We start from the raw sequence: 25,529 nt of genomic DNA on the forward strand, positions 1-25,529 counted from the left end.
TGCTGCCGCACCGGCTCGATGAAGGGCGCATCCTCGTCGCGCTCCTGGCGCGCCAGCGTATCGGCGGCCTCGGGCGGCATCGGCCGCGGCATCCGGCGGCGCACCTTGGCGCCCTGCCAGGCGTTGTAGACCACGATGCCGCCAACCACCACCACGCCTACGCCGATCAACCCGAGTGTCAACTCGTCCATGCATGCTCCATCAGGAATTCTTTTTCCGGCGCGCCGCTTCGAGGCGGCGCGCGCATTCAGCCAATATTCTGGGCAAAACCGGCAGCCGATTCCATGTCGACCGCCACGATCCGCGACACGCCCTGCTCCTGCATGGTCACGCCGATCAGCTGCTGCGCCATTTCCATCGCGATCTTGTTGTGCGAGATGAACAGGAACTGCGTCTTGCTCGACATGGCGCGCACCAGGTTCGCGAAACGCTCGGTATTGGCGTCGTCGAGCGGCGCGTCCACCTCGTCGAGCAGGCAGAACGGCGCGGGATTGAGCTGGAACATCGCGAACACCAGGGCGGTGGCGGTCAGCGCCTTCTCGCCGCCCGACAGCAGGTGGATGGTCGCGTTCTTCTTGCCCGGCGGCTGCGCCATCACCTGCACGCCGGCATCGAGGATCTCGTCGCCGGTCATGATCAGCTTGGCCTGGCCGCCGCCGAACAGCTTCGGGAACAGGTCGCTGAAGTGATGGTTGACCTGGTCGAAGGTGCCCTGCAGCAAGGTGCGGGTTTCCTGGTCGATCTTGTGGATCGCATCCTCGAGCGTGGTGATCGCGGCCAGCAGGTCGGCCGATTGCGCGTCGAGGAAGATCTTGCGCTCGCTGGCGGCCGCCAGTTCCTCGAGCGCGGCCATGTTGACCGGGCCGAGCGCGGCGATCGCGTTGTTGATGCGCGTGACCTCGCCCTGCAGGTAGGAGGGTCGCAGCTCCGGCGTCAGCTTGGGCAGCAGGGCCGCCTCGTCGACGCAGGCCGCGGCCAGTTGCTCGCTGAACTGCTCGGCCGACAGGCGCGCGGCCTGCTCCTTCAGTTGCAGCTCGGTGATGCGATCGCGCAGCGGCTGCTGGGCGCGCTCGGCGGCCAGGCGCGACTCGTCGAGCGCGCGCAGCTTGGCGGTCAGGTCGTCGAGCTCGAGTCGCGCGGCGCCCAGCGCCTGCTCCTTGGCCGAGCGGATTTCCAGCGCGTCCTGCAGGCCGGTGTGGGCGGTCTGCTCGTTGATGGTCTCGAGTTCGGCGCGGGCATCCTCCAGCGAGGCGGCGACGCGCTCGATCTGGTCGTGCGCGACCTGGATGCTGCGCTTGAGCTCGTCGATGCGGTTGGCCGAATTGCGCGCCGCGAAGCGCGCGTCGTTGGCCGCGCGTTCGAGATCGCGGGCCTGCTGGCGGGCGTTGCTCAGTTCCTCGTCGAGCGCCTCGAAGGCGAGCTGGTTGTCCTCGAACTTCGCCTGCAGCTCGGCCAGCTCGCCGTCGTAGCGTTCGAAGTTCGCCTCGGATTCGGCCCGCAGCGCGCGCTGCTCGTCGATCTGCGCGCCGATCTCCTCGAGTTCCTCGCGGATCTGCGTGCTGCGCTGCGTGTAGCGCTCGTGCGCCTGCGCCAGCTTCAGCACCTCCATCTGCAGCGCGTGCACGCGCTGCTGGGCGCGCTCGACCTGGGCCCGCACCTCGCCGAGCGCCTGCGCGGCCTGCGTGTGGGCTGCCTCGGCGCGGATCGAGGCCGTCTTCGCCTCGTCGGCGAGCAGCGCCTGCGCGCGCACCTGGCGACCGAGGTTCTCGATCTCCTGCTGGCGCGCCAGCATGCCGGCCTGCTCGGAATCGGCCGCGTAGAGCTGCACGCCCGAGCGCGTCACCAGGTGGCCGGCCTTCACCACGTAGGCGCCGCCGGCCGGCAGTTGCGCGCGCGCGGCCAGCGCCTGGGCCAGGTCGTCGGCCACGAACACCGAGCCGAGCCAGTCGTTGAGCACGGCGCGCAGGCCGGCATCGTCGATGCGCACCAGCGACAGCACCGCGCGCATGCCGGCCGGCGTGGCCAGCGGCTCGCCCGCCGGCGGCGGCGAGAAGAAGGCCAGCTTGGCGGGCGGCGCGTCGGTCGCGAAGGCCTTGACCCAGTCGAGATTGGAGATTTCCAGCGCGGCCAGCCGCTCGCGCAGCACCGCCTCGAGGGCGTTTTCCCAGCCCGGCTCGACATGCAGCTTCTTCCAGAGGCGCGGCAGCGCGCCCAGCTCGTGCCTGTCGAGCCAGGGCTGGATCTTGCCCTCGGTCTGGACGTTTTCCTGCAGTTGCTTGAGCGCGGCCAGGCGTGCCTCGAGCTGGTGGATCTGGGCGCTTTCGGCCTGCACGCGCTCCTGCGCGGCGCGGCGCTCGGCGTCCAGCCGCGGCAGCGTCTCCTGGGCATCGGCCAGGCGCGCCTGCGCGTCGTGCAGGATCTCCTCCTGCTCGGCCAACTGCATGCGCTGCTCCTCGAGCTGCGCCTCGTCGGGTGCGTCGAGCCCGCCCGCCTCCGACTTCAGGCGCTCGTGGCGCTGCTGCAACTGCATCAGTTGCTGGTCGGCGTTGCGCTGGTGCGCGGCCTCCAGCTTCAGCGACTGCTCGGTCTGGGCGATCCGGCCGCGCTCGTCGTTGAGCTGCGCCTGCGCATCGCGCCAGCGCGATTCCAGCGCCGGCAGCGCGTCGTGCTTGGCGGCCGCCTCGTCCTCGGCCATCGCGGCCTTCTCGTCGGCCATCGCGCGCGCTTCCTCGGCCTCCTCGAGATCGTCCTGCGCCTTCTGCGCCTGCGCCTGCCACTGCTCGCGCTGCGCCGTCAGCGCGGCGATCTGCGCCTGCACGCGGTTGCGCGACTCGACGATGAACTTGATCTCGGCCTCGAGCCGGCTGACCTCGGCATTCGCCTCGTAGAGCGAACCCTGGGCGCCCTGCATCGCGTCGCTGGCCGCGTAGTGGGCCACCCGCAGCGTCTCGAGCTGCGCCTCGACCTCGCGCAACTTGGCGGTCTGCGCCTCCAGATCGATCTGGGCCTGCTCGATGGCGCGCTGCTGCTTCTGCTGCTCGCCCTGCGCCTCGCTCTTGCGCAGCAGCCACAGCAGGCGCTGCTTTTCCTCGCCGTCGGCCAGCAGTTCCTTGTACTTGGTGGCCACCACCGCCTGCGCCTCGAGCTTCTCGAGGTTGGCGCCGAGTTCGCGCACGATGTCCTCGACGCGCGTCAGGTTCTCGCGCGTGTCGTGCAGGCGGTTCTCGGTCTCGCGGCGGCGCTCCTTGTACTTCGACACGCCGGCGGCTTCCTCCAGGAACACGCGCAGTTCCTCGGGCTTGGCCTCGATGATCCGCGCGATCATGCCCTGCCCGATGATCGCGTAGGCGCGCGGCCCGAGGCCGGTGCCGAGGAAGATGTCCTGGATGTCCCGGCGGCGCGCCGGAAGATTGTTGATGTAGTAGCTGGAGGTGCCGTCGCGCGTGAGCACGCGCTTGACCGCGATCTCGCCGTACTGGCCCCACTGGCCGGCGGCGCGGCCGTCGGAGTTATCGAAGATCAGCTCGACGCTGGCCCGGCTGCCGGGCTTGCGCGTGGTGGAGCCGTTGAAGATCACGTCCTGCATCGACTCGCCGCGCAGCTCGGAGGCGCGCGATTCGCCGAGCACCCAGCGCACGGCATCGATGATGTTGGACTTGCCGCAACCGTTCGGTCCGACCACGCCGACGAGCTGGCCCGGAACCTGGAAATGCGTGGGATCGACGAAGGATTTGAAGCCTGCGAGTTTGATCGAGCTCAGTCGCACGTCGGTATCGGTATTGAATATGGATTGAAACGGACGGCAACCGGCGGCGCATCGCTCGCGCCGCCCGTCCCGGAATTCGGACAAGGGGCCCCGGCCATGCGCCGGACCGCCCCGTGAAGCGGGTCCATCATACCATCGCGCGGGCCTCGTCCCGGCGATCGGCGTCGCCGGCCGGAGCCTGGGCCGGAGCCTTGTGCACGCGGCTCGACAGCAGCGTGGCGAGCACGATGCAGGCGCCGCCGAGCCACTCGCGCGCGCCCGGCAACTCGTCGGCGAACAGCCACGCCGACAGCGCGGTGACGACGATCTCGAACAGCATGATGATCGAGGCGCGATTGGCCGGTACCCGGGCAAGCCCGTATTGAACCAGCAGGTTGTTGAGCGCGGTGACCACGCCGATCGCGGCGGCCAGCAGCAACGCCAGCGTCACGGCATGCGGCGCGGGCAGCGGCGGCACGCCTTCCACGAACATCGCCGCCAGCCCGAAGGCCGCGCCGCCCGCGAACAGCGTGGCGGTGCGCATCTCGGGCTTGAGCTCGGGCAGGTCGCGCGAGATCCGCACCACCAGCACGTTGCTCATCGCGAAGCTCAGGCCGGCGGCCAGCCCCGCCCATTCGGCCGGGTTCGAGGGCAGCGGCAGGCCCAGGCGCGGTGACCAGAGCATCAGCATGGCGCCGGTGATCGACAGCGCCGCCAGCGCGGCGCTGGCCCAGGTCAGGCGCTCGCGCAGCAGGAAATGGGAATAGATCGCGGTCCACGCCGGAGTCAGGTAGAACAGCAGCATCACGCGCAGCACCTCGCCGTGGATCGTGCCCCAGACGAAGCCCAGGTTGGTGATGCCGGCGGCCACCCCGAGCGCGGCCAGCAGCCAGTGCCAGCGCAGCGTGGCGAGCGCGCGGCGGCGCCAGACCACCACGAACAGGCAGGCGCAGAAGCAGGTCAGCGCGCTGGCCGCGGTGCCCGTCAGGCCGAGCCCGGCCAGCATCCGCAGCGGATACCAGACCAGCCCCCAGACCGACGCGCCCACCAGGATCGCCAGGGTCGGCAGCGCCGACCGTTCATGTCCCTTCATTTCCGCCCACCTGCCCTCGTTTCCGTTGTTGCATCGTCTCGCGCCGCGCCGCGCCGGCCCGCCCGATCATCGGCGCGTCGAGTTATCGAGCCGCCCGGCTATTGTCCATCCTGGTTATCGGGCCGCCCGGTTGCCGGCGCTTCCGGTTATCGATCCCGCCAACCATCGCGCCGATCCGGCCCCGGCACCGCGCCGCCGGCCCGGAGGCGCGCGGCGGCAAGCTATAATCGACCGCTCCGGCCCACCAGGCCGGCCCGCGGCGTGCGCCTCGCGCCCCGCCAGCCAGGCGACGCGCATCCCGCGCCGCCGGTCGCCCGGCCCTCGGCCGCCGCGCCGCCGCCCGATTCGTTCCAGCCCGTCCCCGACGGGCCCCAACCGCCTCCGAAGCCCAAGCCCGTGAATCCACGACTCGATACGCTCCAGCCCTATCCGTTCGAAAAGCTCCGCGCGCTGTTCAAGGACGTCAAGCCGTCCGCCGCGCACGCCCCGATCAGCTTCGGCATCGGCGAGCCCAAGCATGCGACGCCGGCGCTGATCCGCGACGCGGTGGTGGCCTCGCTCGACGGCCTGGCCTCGTACCCGGCCACGGCGGGCTCGGACGCGTTGCGCGCGGCGATCGCGCGCTGGGTCGAGCGCCGCTACGGCATCGAATCCGTCGATGCGGCCAGCCAGGTGCTGCCCGTCTCGGGCTCGCGCGAGGCGCTGTTCTCGCTCGCGCAAGCCGTGATCGACGCCACGCCGCGCGCCGACGGCAAGTCAGCGATCGTACTCTGTCCGAATCCGTTCTATCAAATCTACGAGGGCGCGGCCCTGCTGGCGGGCGCCGAGCCGGTGTTCGTCAACAGCGATCCGGCGCGCAATTTCGCCCCCGATTATTCGAGCGTGCCCGACGAGGTCTGGGCCCGCACCCAGCTGCTGTTCGTCTGCTCGCCGGGCAACCCGACCGGCGCGGTGCTCACGCTGGAGGACTGGCGCGAGCTGTTCGCGCTGTCGGACCGCCACGGCTTCGTGATCGCCTCCGACGAATGCTATTCGGAGATCTATTTCGACGAAGCGGCGCCGCCGCTGGGTGGCCTGGACGCGGCGCGCCGGCTCGGCCGCGGCTTCGAGCGGCTGGTGATGCTGTCGAGCCTGTCCAAGCGCTCCAACGTGCCGGGCATGCGCTCGGGCTTCGTGGCCGGCGACGCGGCGATCCTCAAGCGCTTCCTGCTGTACCGCACCTACCACGGCGCCGCGCTCTCGCCGGTCTGGCAGCAGGCCAGCATCGCGGCCTGGGGCGACGAGGAACATGTGCGCGAGAACCGTGCCCTCTATGCCGGGAAGTTCGCGGCCGTCACGCCGCTGCTGGCCGAGGTGCTCGACGTGGCGCTGCCCGACGCGGCCTTCTACCTGTGGGCGAACGTGGCCCGCACCGGCCTGTCGGATACCGAGTTCGCCCGGCGTCTCCACGCCGACTATAATGTGACGGTTCTGCCCGGCTCGTATCTCGCGCGCGACGCGCACGGCACGAATCCGGGCCGCGATTTCGTGCGGATCGCGCTGGTCGCCGAAAGCGCCGAATGCCTCGAAGGCGCCCGGCGCATCGTCGAGTTCTGCCGCGCTCTCGCCAGCCAGGCTCGCTGAGCCCGCTCCCGTATTGACCGTCCCGATTCCTCTTCCAACTTCCAGCGAAGCAACCAACATGTCGCAACAACTTCAGCAAATCATCGATACCGCCTGGGAAAACCGTGCCGAGCTCTCGCCCAAGGCCGCGCCCGCCGAGGTCCGCGAGGCCGTCGCGCACGCCATCGAGCAGCTCGACCGCGGTTCGCTGCGCGTCGCCGAGAAGCAGAACGGCGAATGGATCGTGCACCAGTGGCTGAAGAAGGCCGTGCTGCTGTCGTTCCGCCTGGAAGACAACGCGCCGATGGCCGCCGGCGGCTACTCGCAGTTCTTCGACAAGGTGCCCTCGAAGTTCGCCAACTACACGGCGGAAGACTTCGCCGCGGGCGGCTTCCGCGTCGTGCCGCCGGCCGTCGCGCGCCGCGGCTCCTTCATCGCGAAGAACGTGGTGCTGATGCCGTCGTACACCAACATCGGCGCCTACGTCGACGAAGGCACCATGGTCGACACCTGGGCGACCGTCGGCTCCTGCGCGCAGATCGGCAAGAACGTCCACCTGTCGGGCGGCGTCGGCATCGGCGGCGTGCTCGAGCCGCTGCAGGCCAACCCGGTCATCATCGAGGACAACTGCTTCATCGGCGCGCGCTCGGAAGTGGTGGAAGGCGTGATCGTCGAGGAGAACTCGGTGATCTCGATGGGCGTCTACCTCGGCCAGAGCACCAAGATCTACGATCGCGAGACGGGCGAGATCAGCTACGGCCGCATCCCCGCAGGCTCGGTGGTGGTGGCCGGCAACCTGCCCTCGAAGGACGGCTCGCACAGCCTGTACTGCGCCGTGATCGTCAAGAAGGTCGACGCCAAGACGCGCGCCAAGGTCGGCCTGAACGAACTGCTGCGAGGCGACTGATGACGACCGTCGTCTACGGCATCCCGAACTGCGACACCGTGAAGAAGGCCCGCGTGTGGCTGGACGAACACGGCGTCGCGTTCGACTTCCACGACTTCAAGAAGGCGGGCCTGACCGCCGCCATCGTGAAGGGCTGGCTGAAGGACGTGCCGCTGGAGACCCTCGTCAACCGCCGCGGCACCACCTGGCGCGCCCTGCCCGACGAGGTCAAGGCGAGCGCCGAGACCGAAGCCGGCGCGATCGCGCTGATGCTCGACAAGCCCTCGGTGATCAAGCGGCCGGTGGTGGAGGTCGACGGCCGCGTGAAGGCGGTCGGCTTCGTCTCCGACCAGTACGCCGCGCTGTTCGCCGCCTGAGGCACGCATCACGAAGCACCGGGCGCGCCGGCCATGCGGCTTGCGCGCCCCGACCTGCCGGCCGTCGTGCCGGCATTTTTCATCGAAAGTGGTCCGAACCATGTCAGCCACCCTAGCCCTTACCGAACAGTTGATCGCGCGCCCGTCCGTGACGCCCGACGATCAACACTGCCAGCAGATCATGATCGAGCGCCTCGCGGCGATCGGCTTCGAGTGCGAGACCATCGCCTCGCACGGCGTGACCAACCTGTGGGCCGTCAAGCGCGGCACCGAGGGCCGCGACGGCAAGCTGCTCGCGTTCGCCGGCCACACCGACGTGGTGCCGACTGGCCCGCTCGAGCAATGGACCTCGCCGCCCTTCATCCCCGCGCATCGCGACGGCAAGCTGTACGGCCGCGGCGCGGCCGACATGAAGACCTCGCTGGCCGGCTTCGTGGTGGCCAGCGAGGAATTCGTGGCCGCGCATCCGCAGCACCGCGGCTCGATCGCGATGCTGATCACCAGCGACGAGGAAGGCCCGGCCACCGACGGCACCGTCAAGGTAGTGGAGGCGCTCGGCGAGCGCGGCGAACGCCTCGACTACTGCATCGTCGGCGAGCCGACCTCCTCGGCCACGCTCGGCGACATGGTCAAGAACGGCCGGCGCGGCTCGATGTCTGGCGAACTGATCGTCAAGGGCGTGCAGGGGCATATCGCCTACCCGCACCTGGCCAGGAACCCGATCCACCTGCTCGCGCCGGCGCTGGCCGAGCTCGCCGCCGAGCGCTGGGACGAGGGCAACGAATACTTCCCGCCCACCACCTGGCAGGTCTCGAACCTGCACGGCGGCACCGGCGCGACCAACGTGATCCCGGGCCACGTCACCCTGCTGTTCAACTTCCGCTTCTCGACCGCCAGCACGGTGGAGGGCCTGCAGGCGCGGGTCCACGCGATCCTCGACAAGCACGGCTTCGACTACGAGCTGAAGTGGTCGATCAGCGGCCTGCCGTTCCTCACGCCGCGCGGCGACCTCTCGGTCGCGCTGGCGAAGGCGATCCACGACGAAACCGGCGTCGAGACTGAACTGTCGACCACCGGCGGCACCTCGGACGGCCGCTTCATCGCGCGGATCTGCCCGCAGGTGATCGAGTTCGGGCCGCCCAACGCCTCGATCCACAAGATCGACGAGCATGTCGAGCTGCGCTTCATCGATCCGCTGAAGAACGTCTACCGCCGCGTGCTCGAACAACTGATCGCCTGACGGAGGCCGCCATGACCACTCCCGCCACCCCTGCCACGCCCGCCGCCGTGTTCGGCACGCCCCGCGACCTGATCCGCTACGGCGTCTCGCGCTTTTCCGCCGCCGGCCTGACGTTCGGCCACGGCTCGGAGAACGCCTACGACGAGGCCGTCTACCTGGTGCTGCACACGCTGCACCTGCCGCTCGACACGCTCGACCCCTTCCTCGACGCGCGCCTGCTGCCCGAGGAGATCGAGGCGGTGCTCGCCCAGCTCGAGCGGCGCGTCGAGGAGCGCCTGCCGGCCGCCTACCTGACCAACGAGGCCTGGATGCACGGCCATCGCTTCTACGTCGACGAACGCGTGATCGTGCCGCGCTCCTTCATCGGCGAGCTGCTCGACGACGGCCTGCAGCCCTACGTGGCCGATCCGGAGCAGGTGGGCGCGGTGCTCGAGCTCTGCACCGGCTCGGGCTGCCTGGCGGTGCTCGCCGCCGAGGCCTTCCCGCATGCCGAGATCGACGCGGTGGACCTGTCGGAAGACGCGCTGGAAGTGGCCGAGATCAACATCAGCGACTACCGGCTCGACCATCGCATCGCGCTGCATCACGGCGATCTCTACGCGCCGCTGCCCACCGAGCGGCTGGCCGACCCGGAGCTGCGCTACGACGTGATCCTGAGCAATCCGCCCTACGTGAACGCCGACTCGATGGCCGCGCTGCCCGACGAATACCGCCACGAGCCCGAGATGGCGCTGGCCGGCGGCGACGACGGCATGGACATCGTGCGCCGCATCCTGCGCGAGGCGAAGAAGTGGCTCAAGGAGGACGGCGTGCTGGTGGTGGAAATCGGCAACGAGCGTCACAACGTCGAGGCGGCCTTCGGCGGCCTCGACCTGATCTGGCTGCCGACCAGCGCCGGCGACGATTGCGTGTTCCTGATCCACGCCGCCGACCTGCCGCACGCGGCCTGAATCCCGCGCTGGTCCCCCGGCCCGGCACGGCGGCCCGGGGGACCGGCCGAACGGCCCGGGCGAGCCTGCCGCCGTATCGCGGGCCGCTCGGGTCGATCGCCAAGATGCGTCACGCGGCAAACCCGCCGCCACGCACCACCCGGAACTCCAAGCACCGATGCAACTCGACTGGCTCCATCTCGGCACCCTCATCGCGATCGCCCACATCCTCGGGGTGATCGCGGCCTGCCACGCGATCCTCAATACCCGCACCTCGCAGGGCGCGATCGCCTGGGCGGTCTCGCTGACCGCGATGCCCTACCTGACGCTGATCCCCTACCTGTTCCTCGGCCGCAGCAAGTTCTCGGGCTATGTCGACGCGCGCCGCAGCGAGACGGCCGCGCTGCGCACGCGCTCGCGCCCCTCAAGCTGGGACACGCACGGCAGCTCGCTGGGCGTGCCGGCCGACGCGCTGGGCCTGGCGCCGGTGCGCGCGCTGACCCACCTGGGCGGGATGCCCTTCGTGGGCGGCAACGCGGTGCGGCTGCTGGTGAACGGCGAGGCGACCTTCGCGGCGATCCTCGGCGCGATCGAGGCCGCGCGCCACTGCGTGATCGTGCAGTTCTTCATCGTGCGCGACGACACGCTAGGCGACATGCTGCGCGACGCGCTGATCGCCTGCGCCGCGCGCGGCGTGCGCTGCTACCTGCTCTACGACAGCATCGGCAGCTTCGACCTGCCGCATCGCTATGTGAACGCGCTGCGCGCCGGCGGCGTCGAGGTCCATCCGTTCGCGACCAACCAGCAGTTCGTCAACCGCTTCCAGCTGAACTTCCGCAACCACCGCAAGATCGTGGTGGTGGACGGCGAGCGTGCCTTCGTGGGCGGCCACAACGTGGGCGTCGAATACCTGGGCGCGAACCCGCGGCTCTCGCCCTGGCGCGACACCCACATCGAGCTGCGCGGGCCGGTGGTGGCCAATATCCGCTATGTGTTCGCCGAGGACTGGCACTGGGCCACGCAGTCGCTGCCGGTCGACTCGCCGCCTCCGGCGCCGCTGGACGAGGAGGACATGCACTGCCTGGTGGTGCCGATGGGCCCCGCCGACAAGCAGGAAACGGGCTCGCTGTTCTTCGTGGAGGCGATCCACGCCGCGCGCGAGCGGGTCTGGATCACCACGCCCTACCTGGTGCCCGACGAGGCAGTGATCGCGGCGCTGAAGCTGGCGGTGATGCGCGGCGTGGACGTGCGCATCCTGATCCCGAGCCGGCGCGACCACTACGTGGTGTTCGAGGCCTCGAAGCTCTACGCGCGCGACCTGATCGACGCCGGCGTGCGGATCTTCCGCTACCGCCAGGGTTTCCTGCACCAGAAGGTGGTGCTGATCGACGGCTCGGCCGCCGCGGTGGGCAGCGCGAACCTCGACAACCGCTCGTTCCGCCTGAACTTCGAGATCATGGTGCTGACCATCGACGCCGGTTTCGCGGCCGACGTAGACGCGATGCTGAGCCAGGATTTCGCCGCGGCCGACGAGGTCGACCTGGGCGAGGTGCAGCGCGCCGGCGCCTGGCGGCGCGTGCTGATGCACGTGGCGCGGCTGTTCGCGCCGATCCTCTGAACGCGGCGCGCGAAGCGCCGCGGCACGAGGATCAGAGCAGCGCCTCGATATCGGCGGCGATCTCCTCGGGCTTGGTCTGCGGCGCGTAGCGCTTGACCACCTTGCCGTCGCGGCCGACCAGGAACTTGGTGAAGTTCCACTTGATCGCCTTGGTGCCGAGCAGGCCCGGCGCCTCCTCGGTCAGCCAGCGGAACAGCGGATGCGCCTGCTCGCCCTTCACGTCGATCTTCTCGAACAGCGGGAAGCTGACGCCGAAGCGCTGCTCGCAGAACGCGCCGATCTGCGCCGCGTCGCCGGGCTCCTGGCCGCCGAACTGGTTGCAGGGAAAGCCCAGCACCGCCAGGCCGCGGCTGCCCAAGCGCTCGTGCAGTTGTTGCAGGCCCGCGTACTGCGGCGTGAACCCGCATTCGCTGGCGGTATTGACGATCAGCAGGACGCGGTCGCGATAGCTATCGAGCGACACGTCCTCGCCGCCGAGCGCTTTCGCGTTGAATGAATAGACGGTATCGGTCGACATGGCTTGCTCCCAGGCTCGGTTTCGGTGGATTGGATCGGGCGTGCTCGACGCCATCGCGGCAGTCTATGCGAAACCGGCGCGGCGCGTGAATCGTCCGAACGGACAGCCCCCCGGCGGCGCCTCGGCGGCGGGGCGGCCCCCGCGCCCGGCGGGCAGTCTAGAATAGCGGTTTTCTCCAGCCCTTCCCGTCGTGATCCGTTTCAACCAGTTCAGCCTCTCGCGCGGTACCAAGCCGCTGTTCGAGGGCACCACCTTCGCCCTCAACCCCGGCGAGAAGGCCGGCCTCGTCGGCGCGAACGGCGCGGGCAAGTCCACCCTGTTCTCGGTGCTGCGCGGCGAGCTGCACGCCGACGGCGGCGACGTCTCGATGCCGCCGTCCTGGCAGATCGCGCACGTCTCGCAGGAAACCCCGGCGGTCGATCGCAACGCGCTCGACTACACGCTCGACGGCGACGTCGCGCTGCGCCGCATCGAGGCGCGCATCGCCGCGGCGGCCGCCGCGCATGACGGCGCGGCCGAGGCCGAGGCGCACGCGGCGTTCGCCGACGCCGACGGCTACACCGCGCCGGCGCGCGCCGAGGCGCTGCTGCTCGGGCTCGGCTTCACGCTGGCGCAGACCCGCGAGAGCGTCGCCAATTTCTCGGGCGGCTGGCGCATGCGCCTGAATCTCGCGCAGGCGCTGATGTGCCGCTCCGACCTGCTGCTGCTCGACGAACCCACCAACCACCTGGATCTCGACGCGATCGTCTGGCTGGAGGACTGGCTGCACCGCTACGCCGGCACCCTGGTGGTGATCTCGCACGACCGCGAGTTCCTCGACGCGATCTGCAACGTCACGCTGCACCTGGAGAACCGCCAGGTGAAGCGCTACGGCGGCAACTACACGCAGTTCGAGGTACTGCGCGCGCAGCACCTGGCGCTGCAGCAAAGCGCCTACGAGAAGCAGCAGAAGACCATCGAGCACCTGCAGAGCTTCATCGACCGCTTCAAGGCCAAGGCCTCCAAGGCCAAGCAGGCGCAAAGCCGCGTCAAGGCGCTCGAGAAGATGGAGCGGCTCGCGCCCACCCACGCTGCCTCGGCCTTCAGCTTCGAGTTCCGCACGCCCGATTCGGCGCCCAATCCGATGCTGGTGATGGAGGACGTGCAATGCGGCTACCGCGGCGAGGACGGCGGCGCGCTGCCGATCGTCGAGCGCGTCACGCTGTCGATCCAGAACGGCCAGCGCATCGGCCTGCTCGGCGCCAACGGCCAGGGCAAGTCGACCCTGATCAAGACCCTGGCCGGCACGCTCGCGCCGCTGGCGGGCGAGGTGCGCGGCGGCAAGGGCCTGACGATCGGCTATTTCGCCCAGCATCAACTGGAGACGCTGCGCCCCGACGATTCGCCGCTCGCCCACCTGGCGCGCCTCGCGCCCGACACGCGCGAGCAGGAGCTGCGCGACTTCCTCGGCGGCTTCAACTTCTCGGGCGACATGGCCTCCTCGCCGATCGCGCCGTTCTCGGGCGGCGAGAAGGCGCGCCTGGCGCTGGCCCTGATCATCTGGCTCAAGCCGAACCTGCTGCTGCTCGACGAGCCGACCAACCACCTCGACCTCGAAACGCGCGACGCGCTGACCATGGCGCTCGCGCAGTTCGACGGCACCCTGATCCTGGTCTCGCACGACCGTCACCTGCTGCGCGCCACCACCGACCAGTTCATGCTGGTCACCCGGCACCGCATCCAGCCCTTCGACGGCGATCTCGACGACTATCGCGACTGGCTGCTGCAGCACGCGGCCGAGCAGCGCGCGGCGGCACGCGGCGAAGCCTCGGCCGACAGCGCCGGCGGCGCCAACCGCCGCGACCAGAAGCGCCAGGAAGCCGAGGCGCGCCAGCGTCTGTCGCAGCTGAAAAAGCCGCTGCAATCGCGGATCAACAAGCTCGAGAAGGAAATGGAGACGCTCAACGCCGAGAAGGCGCGGCTCGACGGCTTCGTGGCCGACCCCGGCAGCTACGCGGCCGAGAAGAAGAGCGAGCTGACCGAGGCGATCCGCAAGCTCGGCGAGGTGAGCGGCCGGCTCGAGGCGCTCGAGCTCGACTGGCTCGACATACAGGAACAGCTCGAACAGATCGGCTGAAGGCCGCGCGGCCAGGCTGAACGCCGCGGCCGATGTGAAGGACGCGGCTCACGTCGCGCACCCAGCCGTCTCGATCGATCGGATACCGAAGCATCCCGGCCGCGCCACCGGCGGGCGCGGCGCCCTGCCCTCAACGCCGCGGCAGGGTCTCGCGCGGCATCTGCTCGTCGTCGTGCATCAGGTAGCGGCGGCCGGCGAGCGGCTGGCGAATCGTGGCGGCCACCTCGGCCTCGGTCACGTGCTCGGCCACCACGCGCCGCGCGATCCTCCCCTCGTCGTCGACCCACTCGACGATCCGGCAGCCGCCCCCGAAGGGTGGCCGGATCGGCTCCGAGACGCGGCAGCCGCGCAGGTTGTAGAGGCGCTGGTCGATGGCTTGCTGGGACGGTTTCAAGGCGGGTCCTTCCTTTCACACCTGCGGGACGCATTGCGGCCAAGCATAGGGGAAAACACCCGCGCGACGAGTTACAGCCGCGCCCTGAAACGTTACATGGAGTTACCGTGCGCGAGCGCCCTGGCGGGCCCTCATTCGAGGCCGCGCACGCGGTCGATGGCCTGCTCGATGCGCTCGACGGCCATCACGGTGAGCCCCTCGATCGGCTGCTTGGGCGCATTGGCCTTGGGAATCAGCGCGATCGTGAAACCCAGCTTGGCCGCCTCGCGCAGACGCTCCTGGCCGCGCGGCGAAGGCCGGATCTCGCCGGCCAGCCCGACCTCGCCGAACACGATCAGGCCCTTCGGCAACGCTTTGTTACGCATCGACGAATGGATCGCCAGCAGCACCGCCAGGTCGGCGGCCGGCTCGGTAATCTTGACGCCCCCCACCGCGTTCAGGAACACGTCCTGGTCGAAGCAGGCGATGCCCGCATGGCGGTGCAGCACGGCCAGCAGCATGGCCAGCCGGTTCTGCTCCAGGCCCACCGCCAGGCGCCGCGGATTCGGCACGTTGGCGGTGTCGACCAGCGCCTGCACCTCCACCAGCAGCGGCCGCGAGCCCTCCTGCGTGACCAGCACGCAGGAACCCGGCACCACCTCCTCGTGCTGCGAGAGGAACAGCGCGGACGGGTTGGACACGCCGCGCAGGCCGCGCTCGGTCATGGCGAACACGCCGAGCTCGTTGACCGCGCCGAAGCGGTTCTTGAAGGCGCGCACCAGCCGGTAGGAAGAATGCGTGTCGCCCTCGAAGTACAGCACCGTGTCGACGATGTGCTCCAGCACGCGCGGGCCCGCCAGCGCGCCCTCCTTGGTGACGTGGCCGACCATGATGATCGCGGTGCCCGACTGCTTGGCGATGCGCGTGAGCTGGGCCGCGCATTCGCGCACCTGGGCCACCGAGCCGGGCGCCGAGGTGAGCGCTTCCGAATAGACGGTCTGGATCGAGTCGATCACGGCCACGTCGGGCCGCTCGGCGGCGATCGTGGCCTGGATCTTCTCGAGCTGGATTTCCGCCAGCAGCTTGAGATCGGCGGCGTCGCCGCCGTGATCGAGCAGGGCCAGGCGCTGGGCGCGCAGGGCGATCTGCGCGGCCGACTCCTCGCCGCTGATATAGAGCGCGCGGCGCTGGCTGGCCAGCTGGGCGAGCGACTGCAGCAACAGGGTGGATTTACCGATGCCGGGGTCGCCGCCGATCAGCACCACGCCGCCGGCCACCAGGCCGCCGCCGAGCACGCGGTCGAACTCGCCGATGCCGGTGGAAAAGCGCGGCACGTCGGCCGCGTCGATATCGGCCAGGCGCTGCACCGGCGCGCTCTTGGCGAGCGCCTGGAAGCGGTGCTGCGAAGGGGTTTCGGCGGCCGATTCGACCAGCGTGTTCCAGGCATGGCAGGACGGGCACTGGCCCTGCCATTTCAGCGACTGGCCGCCGCATTCGGTGCAGATATAGACCGTTTTCTGTTTCGCCACGAGCCCGCCCTTATTCCGCGCGCACGGGCACGCGCGATGCGATCGCGCACATCAGCTCGTAGCCGACCGTCGAGCACGACGCGGCGACGTCGTCGATCGGCAGCGCCTGGCCCCACAGCTCGACGCGCGCGCCGATGCCGGCGCCCGGCACCGGCGTGAGGTCGACCGTGATCATGTCCATCGAGACCCGGCCGACGATCCGCGTGCGCACGCCGTCGACCACGATCGGCGTGCCTTCCGGGGCGATGCGCGGATAACCATCGGCGTAACCGCAGGCCACCACGCCGATGCGCATCTGCGCCGGCGCGACGAAGCCGCCGCCGTAGCCGACCGCCTGGCCCTTGGCGATGTTCTGCACCGCGATCAGCTCGGAGCCGAGCGTCATGGCCGCCTGCAGGCCGGCGCCGGCGATATCGGCGGCGCGTCCCGAGGGCGAGGCGCCGTACAGCAGGATGCCGGGGCGGACCCAGTCGCCATGGGTTTCGGGATGCCACATCACGGCGGCCGAATTGGCCAGGCTGCGCGCGCCGGCGATGCCCTCGGCGCCGCGCTCGAAGGCCGCCATCTGGTCGGCCACGCCGCGTTCGCCGTCGGCGTCGGCGAAATGCGTCATCAGGGTGATCTGGCCGATGCCCGGGCAGGTGCGGGCGCGCTCCCAGGCGGCACGATACTTGTCCGGCGCGTAGCCGAGCCGGTTCATGCCGCTGTTCATCTTGAGCTGGATGTTGATCGGCTTGGACAGGCGGGCCGTCTCGAGCATGCGCAGCTGATCGTCGTTGTGGACCGTGGTGGTCAGGCTGTAGCGGTCGATCACGTCGACGTCGGTCGAGCGGAAGAAGCCTTCCAGCAGCAGGATCGGCCCCGCCCAGCCCAGCTCGCGCAGCTTCACCGCCTCCTCGAGGTCGAGCAGGCCGAAGCCGTCGGTGCTCCTCAGGCCCGGGAACGCGCGCGCCAGGCCATGCCCGTAGGCATTGGCCTTGACCACCGCCCAGACCTTCGAGCGGGGGGCGAAGCGGCGCGCGGCCGCGAGATTGTTAACAAGTGCGGCGGTGTGAATCGTGGCGGAAATCGGGCGCGGCATAAGGAAATTTCATAAACACGCAGGCGAATCAGCAGCTTACCGCACCTTGTGGGCTCGGTGCCGCGACAAACCCGGAACGATCGGGGATTCTTGCTAGTCGGATTTGCCGTATTTTCATGATATAAAGCCGTGCGCACAACCTATTTTGCACGGGATAGTCCGATTGCACGGCCCCTGCGGCCGAGCCGCAGCGAGGAAAGCATCGCTTCAGATGAAAAAAGGTTTTTACTCGATCATGGCCGCGCAGTTTTTCTCTTCGCTGGCCGACAGTGCGCTTCTCATCGCCGCCATCGCCCTGCTGAAAGATCTGCACGCGCCGAACTGGATGATTCCGCTGCTCAAGCTGTTCTTCGTCCTGTCCTACGTGGTACTGGCCGCCTTCGTCGGCGCCTTCGCCGATTCCCGGCCCAAGGGCCGCGTGATGTTCATCACCAACTCGATCAAGGTGATCGGCTGCCTGATCATGCTGTTCGGCGCCCATCCGCTGATCGCCTACGGCATCGTCGGCTTCGGCGCCGCCGCGTATTCCCCCGCCAAGTACGGCATCCTCACCGAGCTGCTGCCGCCCGACCGGCTGGTGGCCGCCAACGGCTGGATCGAGGGCACCACGGTCAGCTCGATCATCCTCGGTACGGTGCTGGGCGGCGCGCTGATCAGCCCGCACATCGCCGCCCACGTGATCGCCTACACGCCGGCGGCCATCAACACCCCGGCCGAGGCCGCGATGCTGGTGATCATGGCGATCTACGTGGTCGCCGCGCTGTTCAACCTGCGCATCCCCGATACCGGCGCACGCTACCCGCAGCAGCAGCACGGCCCCTGGCGCCTGGTCACCGATTTCGCCGACTGCTTCGTGGTGCTCTGGCGCGACAAGCTCGGCCAGATATCGCTGGCCGTCACCACGCTGTTCTGGGGCGCCGGCGCCACCCTGCAGTTCATCGTGCTGAAGTGGGCCGAGGTCTCGCTCGGCATGTCGCTGTCCGAGGGCGCGATCCTGCAGGCGGTGGTGGCGCTGGGCGTGGCCGGCGGCGCGATGGCCGCGGCCAGCAAGATCCCGCTCAAGAAATCGCTGAAGGTGCTGCCGGTCGGCATCATGATGGGCGTGGCCGTGATGATGATGGCCTTCTACACGCGTGACCTGCTGCCCCATCACTGGGTGCTGCAGGTCGGGCGCATGCACGTGCCCGGCTACCTGGTGGTCGCCTACCTGTTCCTGATGCTGGTCGGCGCGCTGTCGGGCTTCTTCGTGGTGCCGATGAACGCCCTGCTCCAGCATCGCGGCCACGTGCTGATGTCGGCCGGCCACTCGATCGCGGTGCAGAACTTCAACGAGAACCTGTCGGTGCTGGTGATGCTCTGCCTGTACGCCGTGCTGGTCTGGCTCGACGTGCCGGTCGGCGTGGTGATCGTGCTGTTCGGCACCTTCGTCTGCCTGACCATGTGGCTGGTGATGCGCCGCCATCTCGCCAACCAGCGCCAGTTCGACTCGGTCGCGCTGATCGGCGAGAGCCGGCACTGAATTCCCGGATGCGGCGCCTCGCGCGGCGGCACCCGCCGCGCGCCGGGGCGGCCGCGATCGCCGCTCCCTCCGCCATGCCGGCCCGGCCGGCCCCGACGCGATGACCCTCTCCCCGATCCCGCACGCCCTGACCATCGCCGGCTCCGATTCCGGCGGCGGCGCCGGCATCCAGGCCGACCTGAAGGCCTTCTCCGCGCTGGGCGCCTACGGCGCCAGCGCGATCACCGCGCTGACCGCGCAGAACACCCGCGGCGTGAGCGCCGTGCACGCGCCCGAGGCGGCCTTCGTGACGGCCCAGCTCGACGCCGTGTTCGAGGACATCCGCATCGACGCGGTGAAGATCGGCATGCTCGCCAACGCGGCCATCGTCGAGGCGGTGGCCGCGGCGCTCGCGCGCCACGCGCCGCCCTTCGTGGTGCTCGACACGGTGATGATCTCCAAGAGCCGCCACGCGCTGCTGGCGCCCGAGGCGGTGGCCGCGCTGCGCGACAGGCTGCTGCCGCTGGCCGACCTGGTCACGCCGAACCTGCCCGAGGCGGCCGCCCTGCTCGGCTGCGAGGAGGCCGCCGACGAGGCGCAAATGGTCGAGCAGGGCCGCGCGCTGCTGGCACGCGGCGCGCGCGCGGTGCTGATGAAGGGCGGCCACCTGCCCGACGCGGCGCAAAGCCCCGACTGGCTGATCCGCGCCGAGGGCGAATTGCGCATCGACGGCGCGCGGATCCCCGTGCGCCATACGCACGGCACCGGCTGCACGCTGTCGGCCGCGATCGCCGCGCTGCGCCCGCAACGCGCCGGGCTGGCCGACGCGGTGATCGACGCCAAGCACTACCTGGCCGAGGCGATCGCCGCCAGCACGCGGCTCGAGGTCGGGCACGGCGTCGGGCCGGTCCATCATTTCCATCGGTGGTGGTGAGCAGCCGGTGAACGCCTGGCGATGGTCGCTGCCGCGATCGGCCGAATCAAAAAAAACGCCGCGTCGATCGCGGCGTTTTTTATCGTCCCGCGCCGGCGAAGGCCGAGGCGCGCGACGGCCACGCGTCGTCGACCAGGAAGCCGCGCGAGATCTCGTGCCAGGCGCCGTCCTCGCCTTGCGTCAGGGCCGCCACCAGCGATGGCGCCTCGCGTGCCAGGACCTCCTCGAACAGCGCCGGCGCCTCGACCGGCTGCAGCGGGTCGTCCGCCTCGAGCCGACGCGGCGCGAGCCAGGCCAGCCGCGGCAGCACCACCCAACGCGTGCCGGCCGGCTGGCGCGCGACCAGCGCCGACCAGTCGCCGCGCGCGGCCCAGAAGCCACGCGAATGCGCCGCATCGAGCGCGGCCGGCGCCAACGGCTGCGCGCCGTCGCGATAGAACAGCCAGCCCTTCACGAACATGCTCGCGGCCCAGGGGCCGGCCTGCCCGGTAAAGGCGAATTCCTCGCGTTCGGTGAGCGTAAGTTGGTGGTCGACCAGGCGCCGGTACTTCAGGTCGAAACGATCGGCCAGGTTGGGCCCGACATAGTCGCTCAGCGCCGCCGCGCCGGCCGTGGCCGCGCACAGGTAGCACTTGACGGCCAGTTCCCAGTGCAGCCGCTCGCCTTGCGGGGAGACCAGCAGGAAATCGCATTCGCCGAGCGTGCGCCCGCTCACGCGCACCGGCAGGTTGGCGGCGACCAGGCGCCAGCACGGTGCCTGCGCGGCGAAGAAGGCCAGCAGGGTTTCGGCATAACGGCCCAGGCGGGTGGGCAGCGCCGCTTCCACGGCCTGCCGCAGCGGCGCCGGATCGGCGTCGAGCGCGGCCAGCCAGGCCAGCACGCGCGCGGCTTCCTCGCGATCCGCCCAGGGCCGCGCGAGCGGCGCCTCGGCGGAGGCGGCGAGCAGGTCGGCGCTGGCCAGCAGCCAGCCCAGATCGCGCACCGCCGCGTCGCGCAGCCCCACCCACGGTGCGGACCGCGCGGCGTCGGTCATGCGCCGCCCGTGGCCTTGCCGAAGGTATCGCGGGCCAGGCACAGATCGGCCCAGGCCTTCGACTTGTCCGGCAGGCTGCGCAGCAGGTAGGCGGGATGGTAGGAGACGATCACCGGCACGCCCTCGTACTGGTGGACGCGCCCGCGCATCGAGGCGATGCTGCCGTCGGACTTCAGCAGCGTCTGCGCGGCGAAGCGGCCCAGCGCCACGATCAGCTTCGGCTTGACCAGCGCGACCTGCCGCTGCAGGTAGGGCTCGCAGCGCGCGACCTCGTCGGGCTCGGGATTGCGGTTGCCGGGCGGGCGGCACTTGATCACGTTGGCGATGTAGACGTTGTTGCTGCGCTCCAGCGAGAGCGCATGCAGCATGCTGTCGAGCAGCTTGCCGGCCTGGCCGACGAAGGGCTCGCCCTGCTTGTCCTCGTTCTCGCCCGGCGCCTCGCCGACCAGCATCCAGTCGGCCTCGCGATCGCCGACCCCGAACACGGTCTGGGTGCGCTTCTCGCAGAGCCGGCAGCGCTGGCAGTCGGCCACGCGTGCCTCGAGTTCGTCCCAGCCGAGATCGGCGACCGAAGCGAGCGCCGCGGCCGGCTGCGCCGAGGGCAGCGGCGCAAGGCCGGGCGGCGGCGCGTCGGGCGCGGGCGCGAGGTCGAACCAGGACGGATCGTCGAACGGCGGGGCTTCGTCGGCCGGCGCCTTGATGGCGGGCGCGGGCGGCTCGTCGCGAGCGGCCGGCGCCGCATCGGGTGCGCGCGCAACCATGTCGGGCGCGGCGGAATCGGACGGACGCTTCGCGCCGGGCGCCGGGCGAAGCGGCTCGCTGACGAATTCAGGCGCGGCGCGTTCCTCGCGCGCGGCTGCCCGAGGCAGCCTCTCATCGGCCCTCGCCGTCGGCGAGCCGGCCAGGATGGGCCGATCGTCGACCGCCTCCGGGCGCGCCGCCACGGCAGCGCCGGCCTGCATCTCGCCCTCGCCTGCCACGCCCGGCGCCGTCCCCTGCCCGCGCCGCACCCAGCGCGGCCCGAGCCCCATCTCGTCGAGCGCCGAGTCAAGCCAGCTCATGCGTGCCTCCCTGAATATCGAGCGACAGCCGCATCACGATCGCGTCCTCGCGCGTGCGGTGCTTCGCCGGGTAATAGTTCTTGCGGCGCCCGACCACCTCGAAGCCGAAGCGTTCGTAGAGCCGGATCGCGCGCGGATTGGACGGTCGCACCTCGAGCAGCATGCCGTCGAGCCGCTCGGCGCGCGCGATGCGCGTCGCCTCGCGCAGCAGCGCGAGCCCGCAGCCGGCATGCTGCGCGGCGGGCGCCACGCACAGATTGAGCAGGTGCATCTCGTCGACCACCGGCATCAGCACGCAATAGCCGACCAGGGTGCCCGTCACGTGCCGCATGCAGACGCCGAAATAGCCGTTGCGCAGCGAATCCTCGAAGTTGCCGCGCGACCACGGGAATTCATAGGCGGCCTTCTCGATCTCGACCACCTCGTCGAGGTCGGCATCCGTCATCGGCGCCAGATAACGGTCGGTCATCAGCACGCCGCTCATCGGCCGCCCTCCCGGGCGGCACGCTCGGCGAGCCGCTCGGCGGTGGTCTGCGCGACCTTGTTGCGCACGTATTCGGGCGCGGCCTGGTCGGCCGGCACCACGCGGCCGGCGCGAAACGCGCGCAGCGCGAGCTGCGCGACCGGCACCGCGTGCGGCAGCGCCGCGCCATCGACCTGGGCAGCCAGCGCCGCCAGCGGCAGGCGTTCGCCGAAGGCCGCGGCCGCGTTGCCGGCCAGCGTGAAGGGCTCGGCAGGCGCGACCAGCAGGCCCGGCGCGTCGGGCGCGGCCGGCTGCAGCGTGCGCCAATCGCCGGCGGCTTCGTCCCAGGCGTAGTCGGCCCAGTAGGCCTCGTCCATGCGCGCGTCGAGCGCGGCCAGCACGCGCGTCGGCGCCGCTGCGCCGGCGGCCAGCGCGTTGAGCCGCGCGTGCTCGGCACAGGCGGCCAGCGTGCCGATCGGCACCACCGGCAGGCCGCGGCCGAAAGCCAGGCCCTGCGCCACGCCGGTCGCGGTGCGCAGGCCCGTGAACGAACCCGGGCCCGCGCCGAAGGCGATCGCGGCGCAATCGGCCAGCGTGAAACCGGCTTCGTCGAGCAGTTCGCGCACGGCAGGCAGCACGCGCGTGCTGGAGACGGCGCCCGTCTCGTCGTGGCGGAACCAGAGGCGCGGGGCGGTGGAGGCAGGCGCCGCGTCGGAGGCGGCGATCAGGGCGACCGAGCAGAATTCGGTCGAGGTATCGATGGCGAGGAGCACGGTTTGCGTCATGGCCGACATTGTAATGCGGCACCCCGCCGGCACGGGCGTTTCGAAACCGGCGGCCGGCACATCATGATCGGCCGGGGCGGCGGCCAGCCGGTTTGGAAGGATCGCTCGACCCGCCCGGCGGCGCCGCTTGCTACCATCTGCCGACCTGAAAACCCCTCGGAGACACCCGATGAGCGATATCCAAGCCCAGTTCGAGCAAGCGCTGGTGGACGTCAAGCAACTGAGCGAGAAGCCCGGCAACATGACCCTGCTGCGTCTCTACGCGCTGTACAAGCAAGGCAGCGAAGGCGACGTCAACGGCGAGAAGCCCGGCTTCACCGACATCGTCGGCAAGTACAAGTACGACGCCTGGGCCGCGCTGAAGGGCACCTCGCAGGAAGAGGCCCAGAAGCAGTACGTGCAGCTGGTGGAAGACCTGAAGAGCGGCGCCGCCTCCTGAGCCGCGTGGCCGGCGCCCGCCGCCTCGCGGCTGGTGCCGCCTTGCCCGCGGCCCCGGGCGGCTGCCGAACCGCCGCCAAAGCGGGACAAACGTGTAACGAAACGTATCGAATTCGCCGGCATCGCGCCGGCATTTCACAAATACGCCACGATAGCAGTGGCGCGCTGCAGCAAATCCCTCTATAATCCGCTTCGCGTCACGTATGGGCTGCACATCCAGCCCCGTTTTGACGCCTCGTACGTTTCGCTCCAATCCAGTTTAGAACCTGTCCCCTCCTGCCTCTCTGGGCCCTTCGCGGCCATCAAAGTATCAGGCTGGCGGCGTGTTCGGCGAATTCCGACTTCCGGATTTCCGCCGTGTGCCGCACCCGAAACAGCTTCTAACGCACCCGTGAGTGAGTCTGCGTTCCTCGAACGCGGACGTCTGTCACGTTCCCGATTTGCTCGATGCATTGTCGACTTGGGCATGCACGATTGGCGCCGACGTTTCACCCACCGTGTTTCAAGGATTGATATGACTTCGAGCCAACCCCAAAGCCCGCTCAACGCGATTGCCGACCAGGCACTCGGTCTGACCGACGCCGCTGCCGCGCCCATCGAGGCTGCGCAGCCCGACGACGGCGAACCGAGCTTCGTGTCGCTCGGGCTGTCGCCGGAGATCGTCTCCGCCCTGCAGGCCGCCGGCTACGTGAAGCCGACCCCGGTCCAGCAGCGCGCGATCCCCGCCGGCATCGCGGGTCGCGACCTCCTGGTGTCGAGCCCGACCGGCTCCGGCAAGACGGCCGCCTTCATGCTGCCCGCGATCGAGCGATTCGCGCAGCTGCAGAAGACCCAGGCGCAACAACCGCGCGCGCCGCGCGAGCCGCAATCGGCCGACCGCCGCCAGCGCCGCCCGCAGCCGGTGGCCCGCCCGGGCCTGCTGGTGCTGACCCCCACGCGTGAGCTGGCGATGCAGGTCACCACCGCCGCCTCGACCTACGGCAAGCACCTGCGCCGCCTGCGCACGGTCAGCATCCTCGGCGGCGTGGCCTATGGCCAGCAGCTGATGCTGCTGGCGAAGAACCCGGAAATCCTGGTCGCCACGCCGGGCCGCCTGCTCGACCACCTCGAGCGCGGCCGCATCGACCTGTCCGAGCTGAAGATGCTGGTGCTCGACGAAGCCGACCGCATGCTCGACATGGGCTTCATCGACGACATCGAGACCATCGTCGCGGCCACCCCGGCCTCGCGCCAGACCATGCTGTTCTCGGCCACCCTGGACGGCAAGATCGGCTCGCTGACCAGCCGCCTGCTGAAGGATCCGGAGCGCATCGAGATCGTCCAGAAGATGGAGGCGCGCACCAACATCGCCCAGACGGTCCACTACGTCGACGACCGCGACCACAAGGATCGCCTGCTCGACCACCTGCTGCGCGACGACGCGCTGGACCAGGCGATCATCTTCACCGCCACCAAGATCGACGCCGACCAGCTGGCCGGCCGCCTGGCCGATGCCGGTTTCGAATCGGCCGCGCTGCACGGCGACCTGCCGCAAGGCGCGCGCAACCGCACCATCCGCGCGCTGCGCGAGCGCCGCGTGCGCGTGCTGGTGGCCACCGACGTGGCCGCGCGCGGGATCGACATCCCCGGCATCACGCACGTCTTCAACTACGACCTGCCGAAGTTCGCCGAGGACTACGTGCACCGCATCGGCCGTACCGGCCGCGCGGGCCGCTCGGGTATCGCGGTGAGCCTGGTGCACCACGCCGAACAGGGCGCCCTCAAGCGCATCGAGCGCTTCGTGCGTTCGCCGCTGCCGGTCAACGTGATCGAAGGCTTCGAGCCGCGCAAGGCTCCCCCGCGCAACGGCCCGAGCCGTGGCCGTCCGGGCGGCGGCAACGGCGGCGGTCGCCGTTTCGGCGGCAAGCCGGGCGGCAGCCGTGAAGGCGGCTACGGCGGCGGCAATCGCGAAGGCGGCCGCAGCTACGGCAGCGGCAATGGCGGCGGCTGGAGCGGCAAGCCCTCGAACGGCGGCGGCAACCGCGAAGGCGGCTACGGCGGCAACCGTCGCAGCGACGCCCCGCGCGGCCCGCGTCGCGGCTCGGCAGCCTGAGCCCGGGCGCCTCGTGCGCCCCACGCAAGACAAAACCGGTGCTTCGGCACCGGTTTTTTTTCGCCCGCCGTTGACATTTCACGATACGGAAAATTTTTTTGTCTCGTAAAAAATCATGC

Annotated in this window: 21 protein-coding genes and 1 pseudogene; 11 read left to right on the plus strand and 11 right to left on the minus strand. The window is 70.1% G+C overall.

The window, feature by feature from the left end:
* The 3 genes and pseudogenes from F3J10_RS13860 to F3J10_RS13870 all read right to left on the minus strand — a co-directional run.
* A pseudogene (locus F3J10_RS13860) lies at positions 1-191 on the minus strand (cell division protein FtsZ); the annotation flags it as partial.
* 56 nt (positions 192-247) lie between these two features.
* Positions 248-3,766, minus strand: a complete 3,519-nt coding sequence (gene smc, locus F3J10_RS13865; RefSeq protein ID WP_167242318.1) for a chromosome segregation protein SMC — start codon at positions 3,764-3,766, stop codon at positions 248-250.
* Between the two features lie 127 nt (positions 3,767-3,893).
* A complete protein-coding gene (locus F3J10_RS13870) occupies positions 3,894-4,838 on the minus strand; it encodes a DMT family transporter (RefSeq protein WP_025099327.1) in 945 nt (314 codons plus the stop codon).
* Positions 4,839-5,234: 396 nt separating this feature from the next.
* Here F3J10_RS13870 and dapC point away from each other — a divergent pair, with 396 nt between their 5' ends.
* From dapC to cls, 6 genes are all read left to right on the plus strand, one after another.
* On the plus strand, positions 5,235-6,461 hold the full coding sequence (gene dapC, locus F3J10_RS13875) for a succinyldiaminopimelate transaminase (protein WP_167242319.1): 1,227 nt from the start codon (positions 5,235-5,237) through the stop codon (positions 6,459-6,461).
* A gap of 58 nt (positions 6,462-6,519) precedes the next feature.
* The gene (gene dapD / locus F3J10_RS13880) at positions 6,520-7,347 is read left to right on the plus strand and encodes a 2,3,4,5-tetrahydropyridine-2,6-dicarboxylate N-succinyltransferase (RefSeq protein WP_013698525.1); all 828 of its coding nucleotides are present in this window, start codon (positions 6,520-6,522) and stop codon (positions 7,345-7,347) included.
* Positions 7,347-7,703 (plus strand): arsenate reductase, encoded by a 357-nt coding sequence (locus F3J10_RS13885; RefSeq protein WP_013698526.1) that lies wholly within the window; start codon positions 7,347-7,349, stop codon positions 7,701-7,703. Before dapD ends, F3J10_RS13885 begins: the two co-directional genes overlap by 1 nt.
* Positions 7,704-7,803: 100 nt before the next feature.
* On the plus strand, positions 7,804-8,943 hold the full coding sequence (gene dapE, locus F3J10_RS13890; RefSeq protein WP_025099324.1) for a succinyl-diaminopimelate desuccinylase: 1,140 nt from the start codon (positions 7,804-7,806) through the stop codon (positions 8,941-8,943).
* Between the two features lie 11 nt (positions 8,944-8,954).
* The gene (gene prmB / locus F3J10_RS13895) at positions 8,955-9,893 is read left to right on the plus strand and encodes a 50S ribosomal protein L3 N(5)-glutamine methyltransferase (protein WP_036050857.1); all 939 of its coding nucleotides are present in this window, start codon (positions 8,955-8,957) and stop codon (positions 9,891-9,893) included.
* A gap of 157 nt (positions 9,894-10,050) precedes the next feature.
* A complete protein-coding gene (cls, locus tag F3J10_RS13900; protein ID WP_167242320.1) occupies positions 10,051-11,490 on the plus strand; it encodes a cardiolipin synthase in 1,440 nt (479 codons plus the stop codon).
* 31 nt (positions 11,491-11,521) lie between these two features.
* On the opposite strand, the gene F3J10_RS13905 is transcribed toward cls, so the two are convergent.
* Positions 11,522-12,007 (minus strand): glutathione peroxidase, encoded by a 486-nt coding sequence (locus F3J10_RS13905; RefSeq protein ID WP_025099321.1) that lies wholly within the window; start codon positions 12,005-12,007, stop codon positions 11,522-11,524.
* 190 nt (positions 12,008-12,197) lie between these two features.
* On the opposite strand from F3J10_RS13905, the gene F3J10_RS13910 reads away from it, so the two are divergent.
* The gene (locus F3J10_RS13910; RefSeq protein ID WP_025099320.1) at positions 12,198-14,123 is read left to right on the plus strand and encodes an ATP-binding cassette domain-containing protein; all 1,926 of its coding nucleotides are present in this window, start codon (positions 12,198-12,200) and stop codon (positions 14,121-14,123) included.
* A 130-nt stretch (positions 14,124-14,253) separates the two neighbouring features.
* Here the strand turns inward: F3J10_RS13910 and F3J10_RS13915 are convergent, their stop codons facing one another.
* The 3 genes from F3J10_RS13915 to alr all read right to left on the minus strand — a co-directional run bounded on the left by F3J10_RS13915 (position 14,254) and on the right by alr (position 17,106).
* Positions 14,254-14,517, minus strand: a complete 264-nt coding sequence (locus F3J10_RS13915) for a DUF2866 domain-containing protein (protein ID WP_013698532.1) — start codon at positions 14,515-14,517, stop codon at positions 14,254-14,256.
* A 131-nt stretch (positions 14,518-14,648) separates the two neighbouring features.
* Positions 14,649-16,025, minus strand: coding sequence for a DNA repair protein RadA (gene radA / locus F3J10_RS13920; RefSeq protein ID WP_013698533.1), 1,377 nt, complete (start codon positions 16,023-16,025; stop codon positions 14,649-14,651).
* Positions 16,026-16,035: 10 nt separating this feature from the next.
* Positions 16,036-17,106 carry an alanine racemase gene (alr, locus tag F3J10_RS13925; protein WP_025099319.1) on the minus strand — a complete coding sequence of 357 codons (1,071 nt, stop codon included), beginning with the start codon at positions 17,104-17,106 and terminating at the stop codon, positions 16,036-16,038.
* Positions 17,107-17,317: 211 nt separating this feature from the next.
* Between alr and lplT the strand changes: the two genes are divergently transcribed.
* Both lplT and thiD read left to right on the plus strand, forming a co-directional pair.
* Positions 17,318-18,625, plus strand: coding sequence for a lysophospholipid transporter LplT (lplT, locus tag F3J10_RS13930; RefSeq protein ID WP_013698535.1), 1,308 nt, complete (start codon positions 17,318-17,320; stop codon positions 18,623-18,625).
* A 100-nt stretch (positions 18,626-18,725) separates the two neighbouring features.
* Complete coding sequence (gene thiD, locus F3J10_RS13935; protein WP_036050843.1) at positions 18,726-19,538, plus strand: bifunctional hydroxymethylpyrimidine kinase/phosphomethylpyrimidine kinase; 813 nt, start codon at positions 18,726-18,728, stop codon at positions 19,536-19,538.
* 79 nt (positions 19,539-19,617) lie between these two features.
* Here thiD and F3J10_RS13940 read toward each other — a convergent pair whose 3' ends face one another.
* The 4 genes from F3J10_RS13940 to tsaB are packed head-to-tail and all read right to left on the minus strand — an operon-like array spanning position 19,618 to position 22,889.
* Entirely contained in the window at positions 19,618-20,571 is a 954-nt protein-coding gene (locus F3J10_RS13940) for a DUF1853 family protein (RefSeq protein ID WP_167242321.1), read from the minus strand.
* Entirely contained in the window at positions 20,568-21,632 is a 1,065-nt protein-coding gene (locus F3J10_RS13945) for a uracil-DNA glycosylase (RefSeq protein WP_167242322.1), read from the minus strand. The genes F3J10_RS13940 and F3J10_RS13945 overlap by 4 nt, the downstream gene beginning before the upstream one ends.
* On the minus strand, positions 21,619-22,116 hold the full coding sequence (gene rimI / locus F3J10_RS13950; RefSeq protein ID WP_013698539.1) for a ribosomal protein S18-alanine N-acetyltransferase: 498 nt from the start codon (positions 22,114-22,116) through the stop codon (positions 21,619-21,621). The genes F3J10_RS13945 and rimI overlap by 14 nt, the downstream gene beginning before the upstream one ends.
* Positions 22,113-22,889 carry a tRNA (adenosine(37)-N6)-threonylcarbamoyltransferase complex dimerization subunit type 1 TsaB gene (tsaB, locus tag F3J10_RS13955; protein ID WP_167242323.1) on the minus strand — a complete coding sequence of 259 codons (777 nt, stop codon included), beginning with the start codon at positions 22,887-22,889 and terminating at the stop codon, positions 22,113-22,115. The genes rimI and tsaB overlap by 4 nt, the downstream gene beginning before the upstream one ends.
* A 160-nt stretch (positions 22,890-23,049) precedes the next feature.
* Between tsaB and F3J10_RS13960 the strand changes: the two genes are divergently transcribed.
* Together F3J10_RS13960 and F3J10_RS13965 are read left to right on the plus strand one after the other, a co-directional pair.
* Complete coding sequence (locus F3J10_RS13960; protein WP_013698541.1) at positions 23,050-23,319, plus strand: acyl-CoA-binding protein; 270 nt, start codon at positions 23,050-23,052, stop codon at positions 23,317-23,319.
* A gap of 513 nt (positions 23,320-23,832) precedes the next feature.
* On the plus strand, positions 23,833-25,410 hold the full coding sequence (locus tag F3J10_RS13965; RefSeq protein ID WP_025099314.1) for a DEAD/DEAH box helicase: 1,578 nt from the start codon (positions 23,833-23,835) through the stop codon (positions 25,408-25,410).
* Positions 25,411-25,529 lie beyond the last annotated feature (119 nt).

The organism is Burkholderia sp. Cy-637 (assembly GCF_011753175.1).
Classification (GTDB): Bacteria; Pseudomonadota; Gammaproteobacteria; order Burkholderiales; family Burkholderiaceae; genus Burkholderia; species Burkholderia gladioli.

Bases quoted from the DNA above. Each gene is read 5' to 3' on its own strand.
- alr (WP_025099319.1), bottom strand. From the start codon at position 17,106: ATGCCGCGCCCGATTTCCGCCACGATTCACACCGCCGCACTTGTTAAC.
- rimI (WP_013698539.1), bottom strand. From the start codon at position 22,116: ATGAGCGGCGTGCTGATGACCGACCGTTATCTGGCGCCGATGACGGAT.
- F3J10_RS13870 (WP_025099327.1), bottom strand. From the start codon at position 4,838: ATGAAGGGACATGAACGGTCGGCGCTGCCGACCCTGGCGATCCTGGTG.
- dapE (WP_025099324.1), top strand. From the start codon at position 7,804: ATGTCAGCCACCCTAGCCCTTACCGAACAGTTGATCGCGCGCCCGTCC.
- lplT (WP_013698535.1), top strand. From the start codon at position 17,318: ATGAAAAAAGGTTTTTACTCGATCATGGCCGCGCAGTTTTTCTCTTCG.
- tsaB (WP_167242323.1), bottom strand. From the start codon at position 22,889: ATGTCGGCCATGACGCAAACCGTGCTCCTCGCCATCGATACCTCGACC.
- thiD (WP_036050843.1), top strand. From the start codon at position 18,726: ATGACCCTCTCCCCGATCCCGCACGCCCTGACCATCGCCGGCTCCGAT.
- F3J10_RS13960 (WP_013698541.1), top strand. From the start codon at position 23,050: ATGAGCGATATCCAAGCCCAGTTCGAGCAAGCGCTGGTGGACGTCAAG.
- F3J10_RS13885 (WP_013698526.1), top strand. From the start codon at position 7,347: ATGACGACCGTCGTCTACGGCATCCCGAACTGCGACACCGTGAAGAAG.
- F3J10_RS13945 (WP_167242322.1), bottom strand. From the start codon at position 21,632: ATGAGCTGGCTTGACTCGGCGCTCGACGAGATGGGGCTCGGGCCGCGC.
- cls (WP_167242320.1), top strand. From the start codon at position 10,051: ATGCAACTCGACTGGCTCCATCTCGGCACCCTCATCGCGATCGCCCAC.
- dapD (WP_013698525.1), top strand. From the start codon at position 6,520: ATGTCGCAACAACTTCAGCAAATCATCGATACCGCCTGGGAAAACCGT.
- prmB (WP_036050857.1), top strand. From the start codon at position 8,955: ATGACCACTCCCGCCACCCCTGCCACGCCCGCCGCCGTGTTCGGCACG.
- F3J10_RS13940 (WP_167242321.1), bottom strand. From the start codon at position 20,571: ATGACCGACGCCGCGCGGTCCGCACCGTGGGTGGGGCTGCGCGACGCG.
- F3J10_RS13905 (WP_025099321.1), bottom strand. From the start codon at position 12,007: ATGTCGACCGATACCGTCTATTCATTCAACGCGAAAGCGCTCGGCGGC.
- F3J10_RS13965 (WP_025099314.1), top strand. From the start codon at position 23,833: ATGACTTCGAGCCAACCCCAAAGCCCGCTCAACGCGATTGCCGACCAG.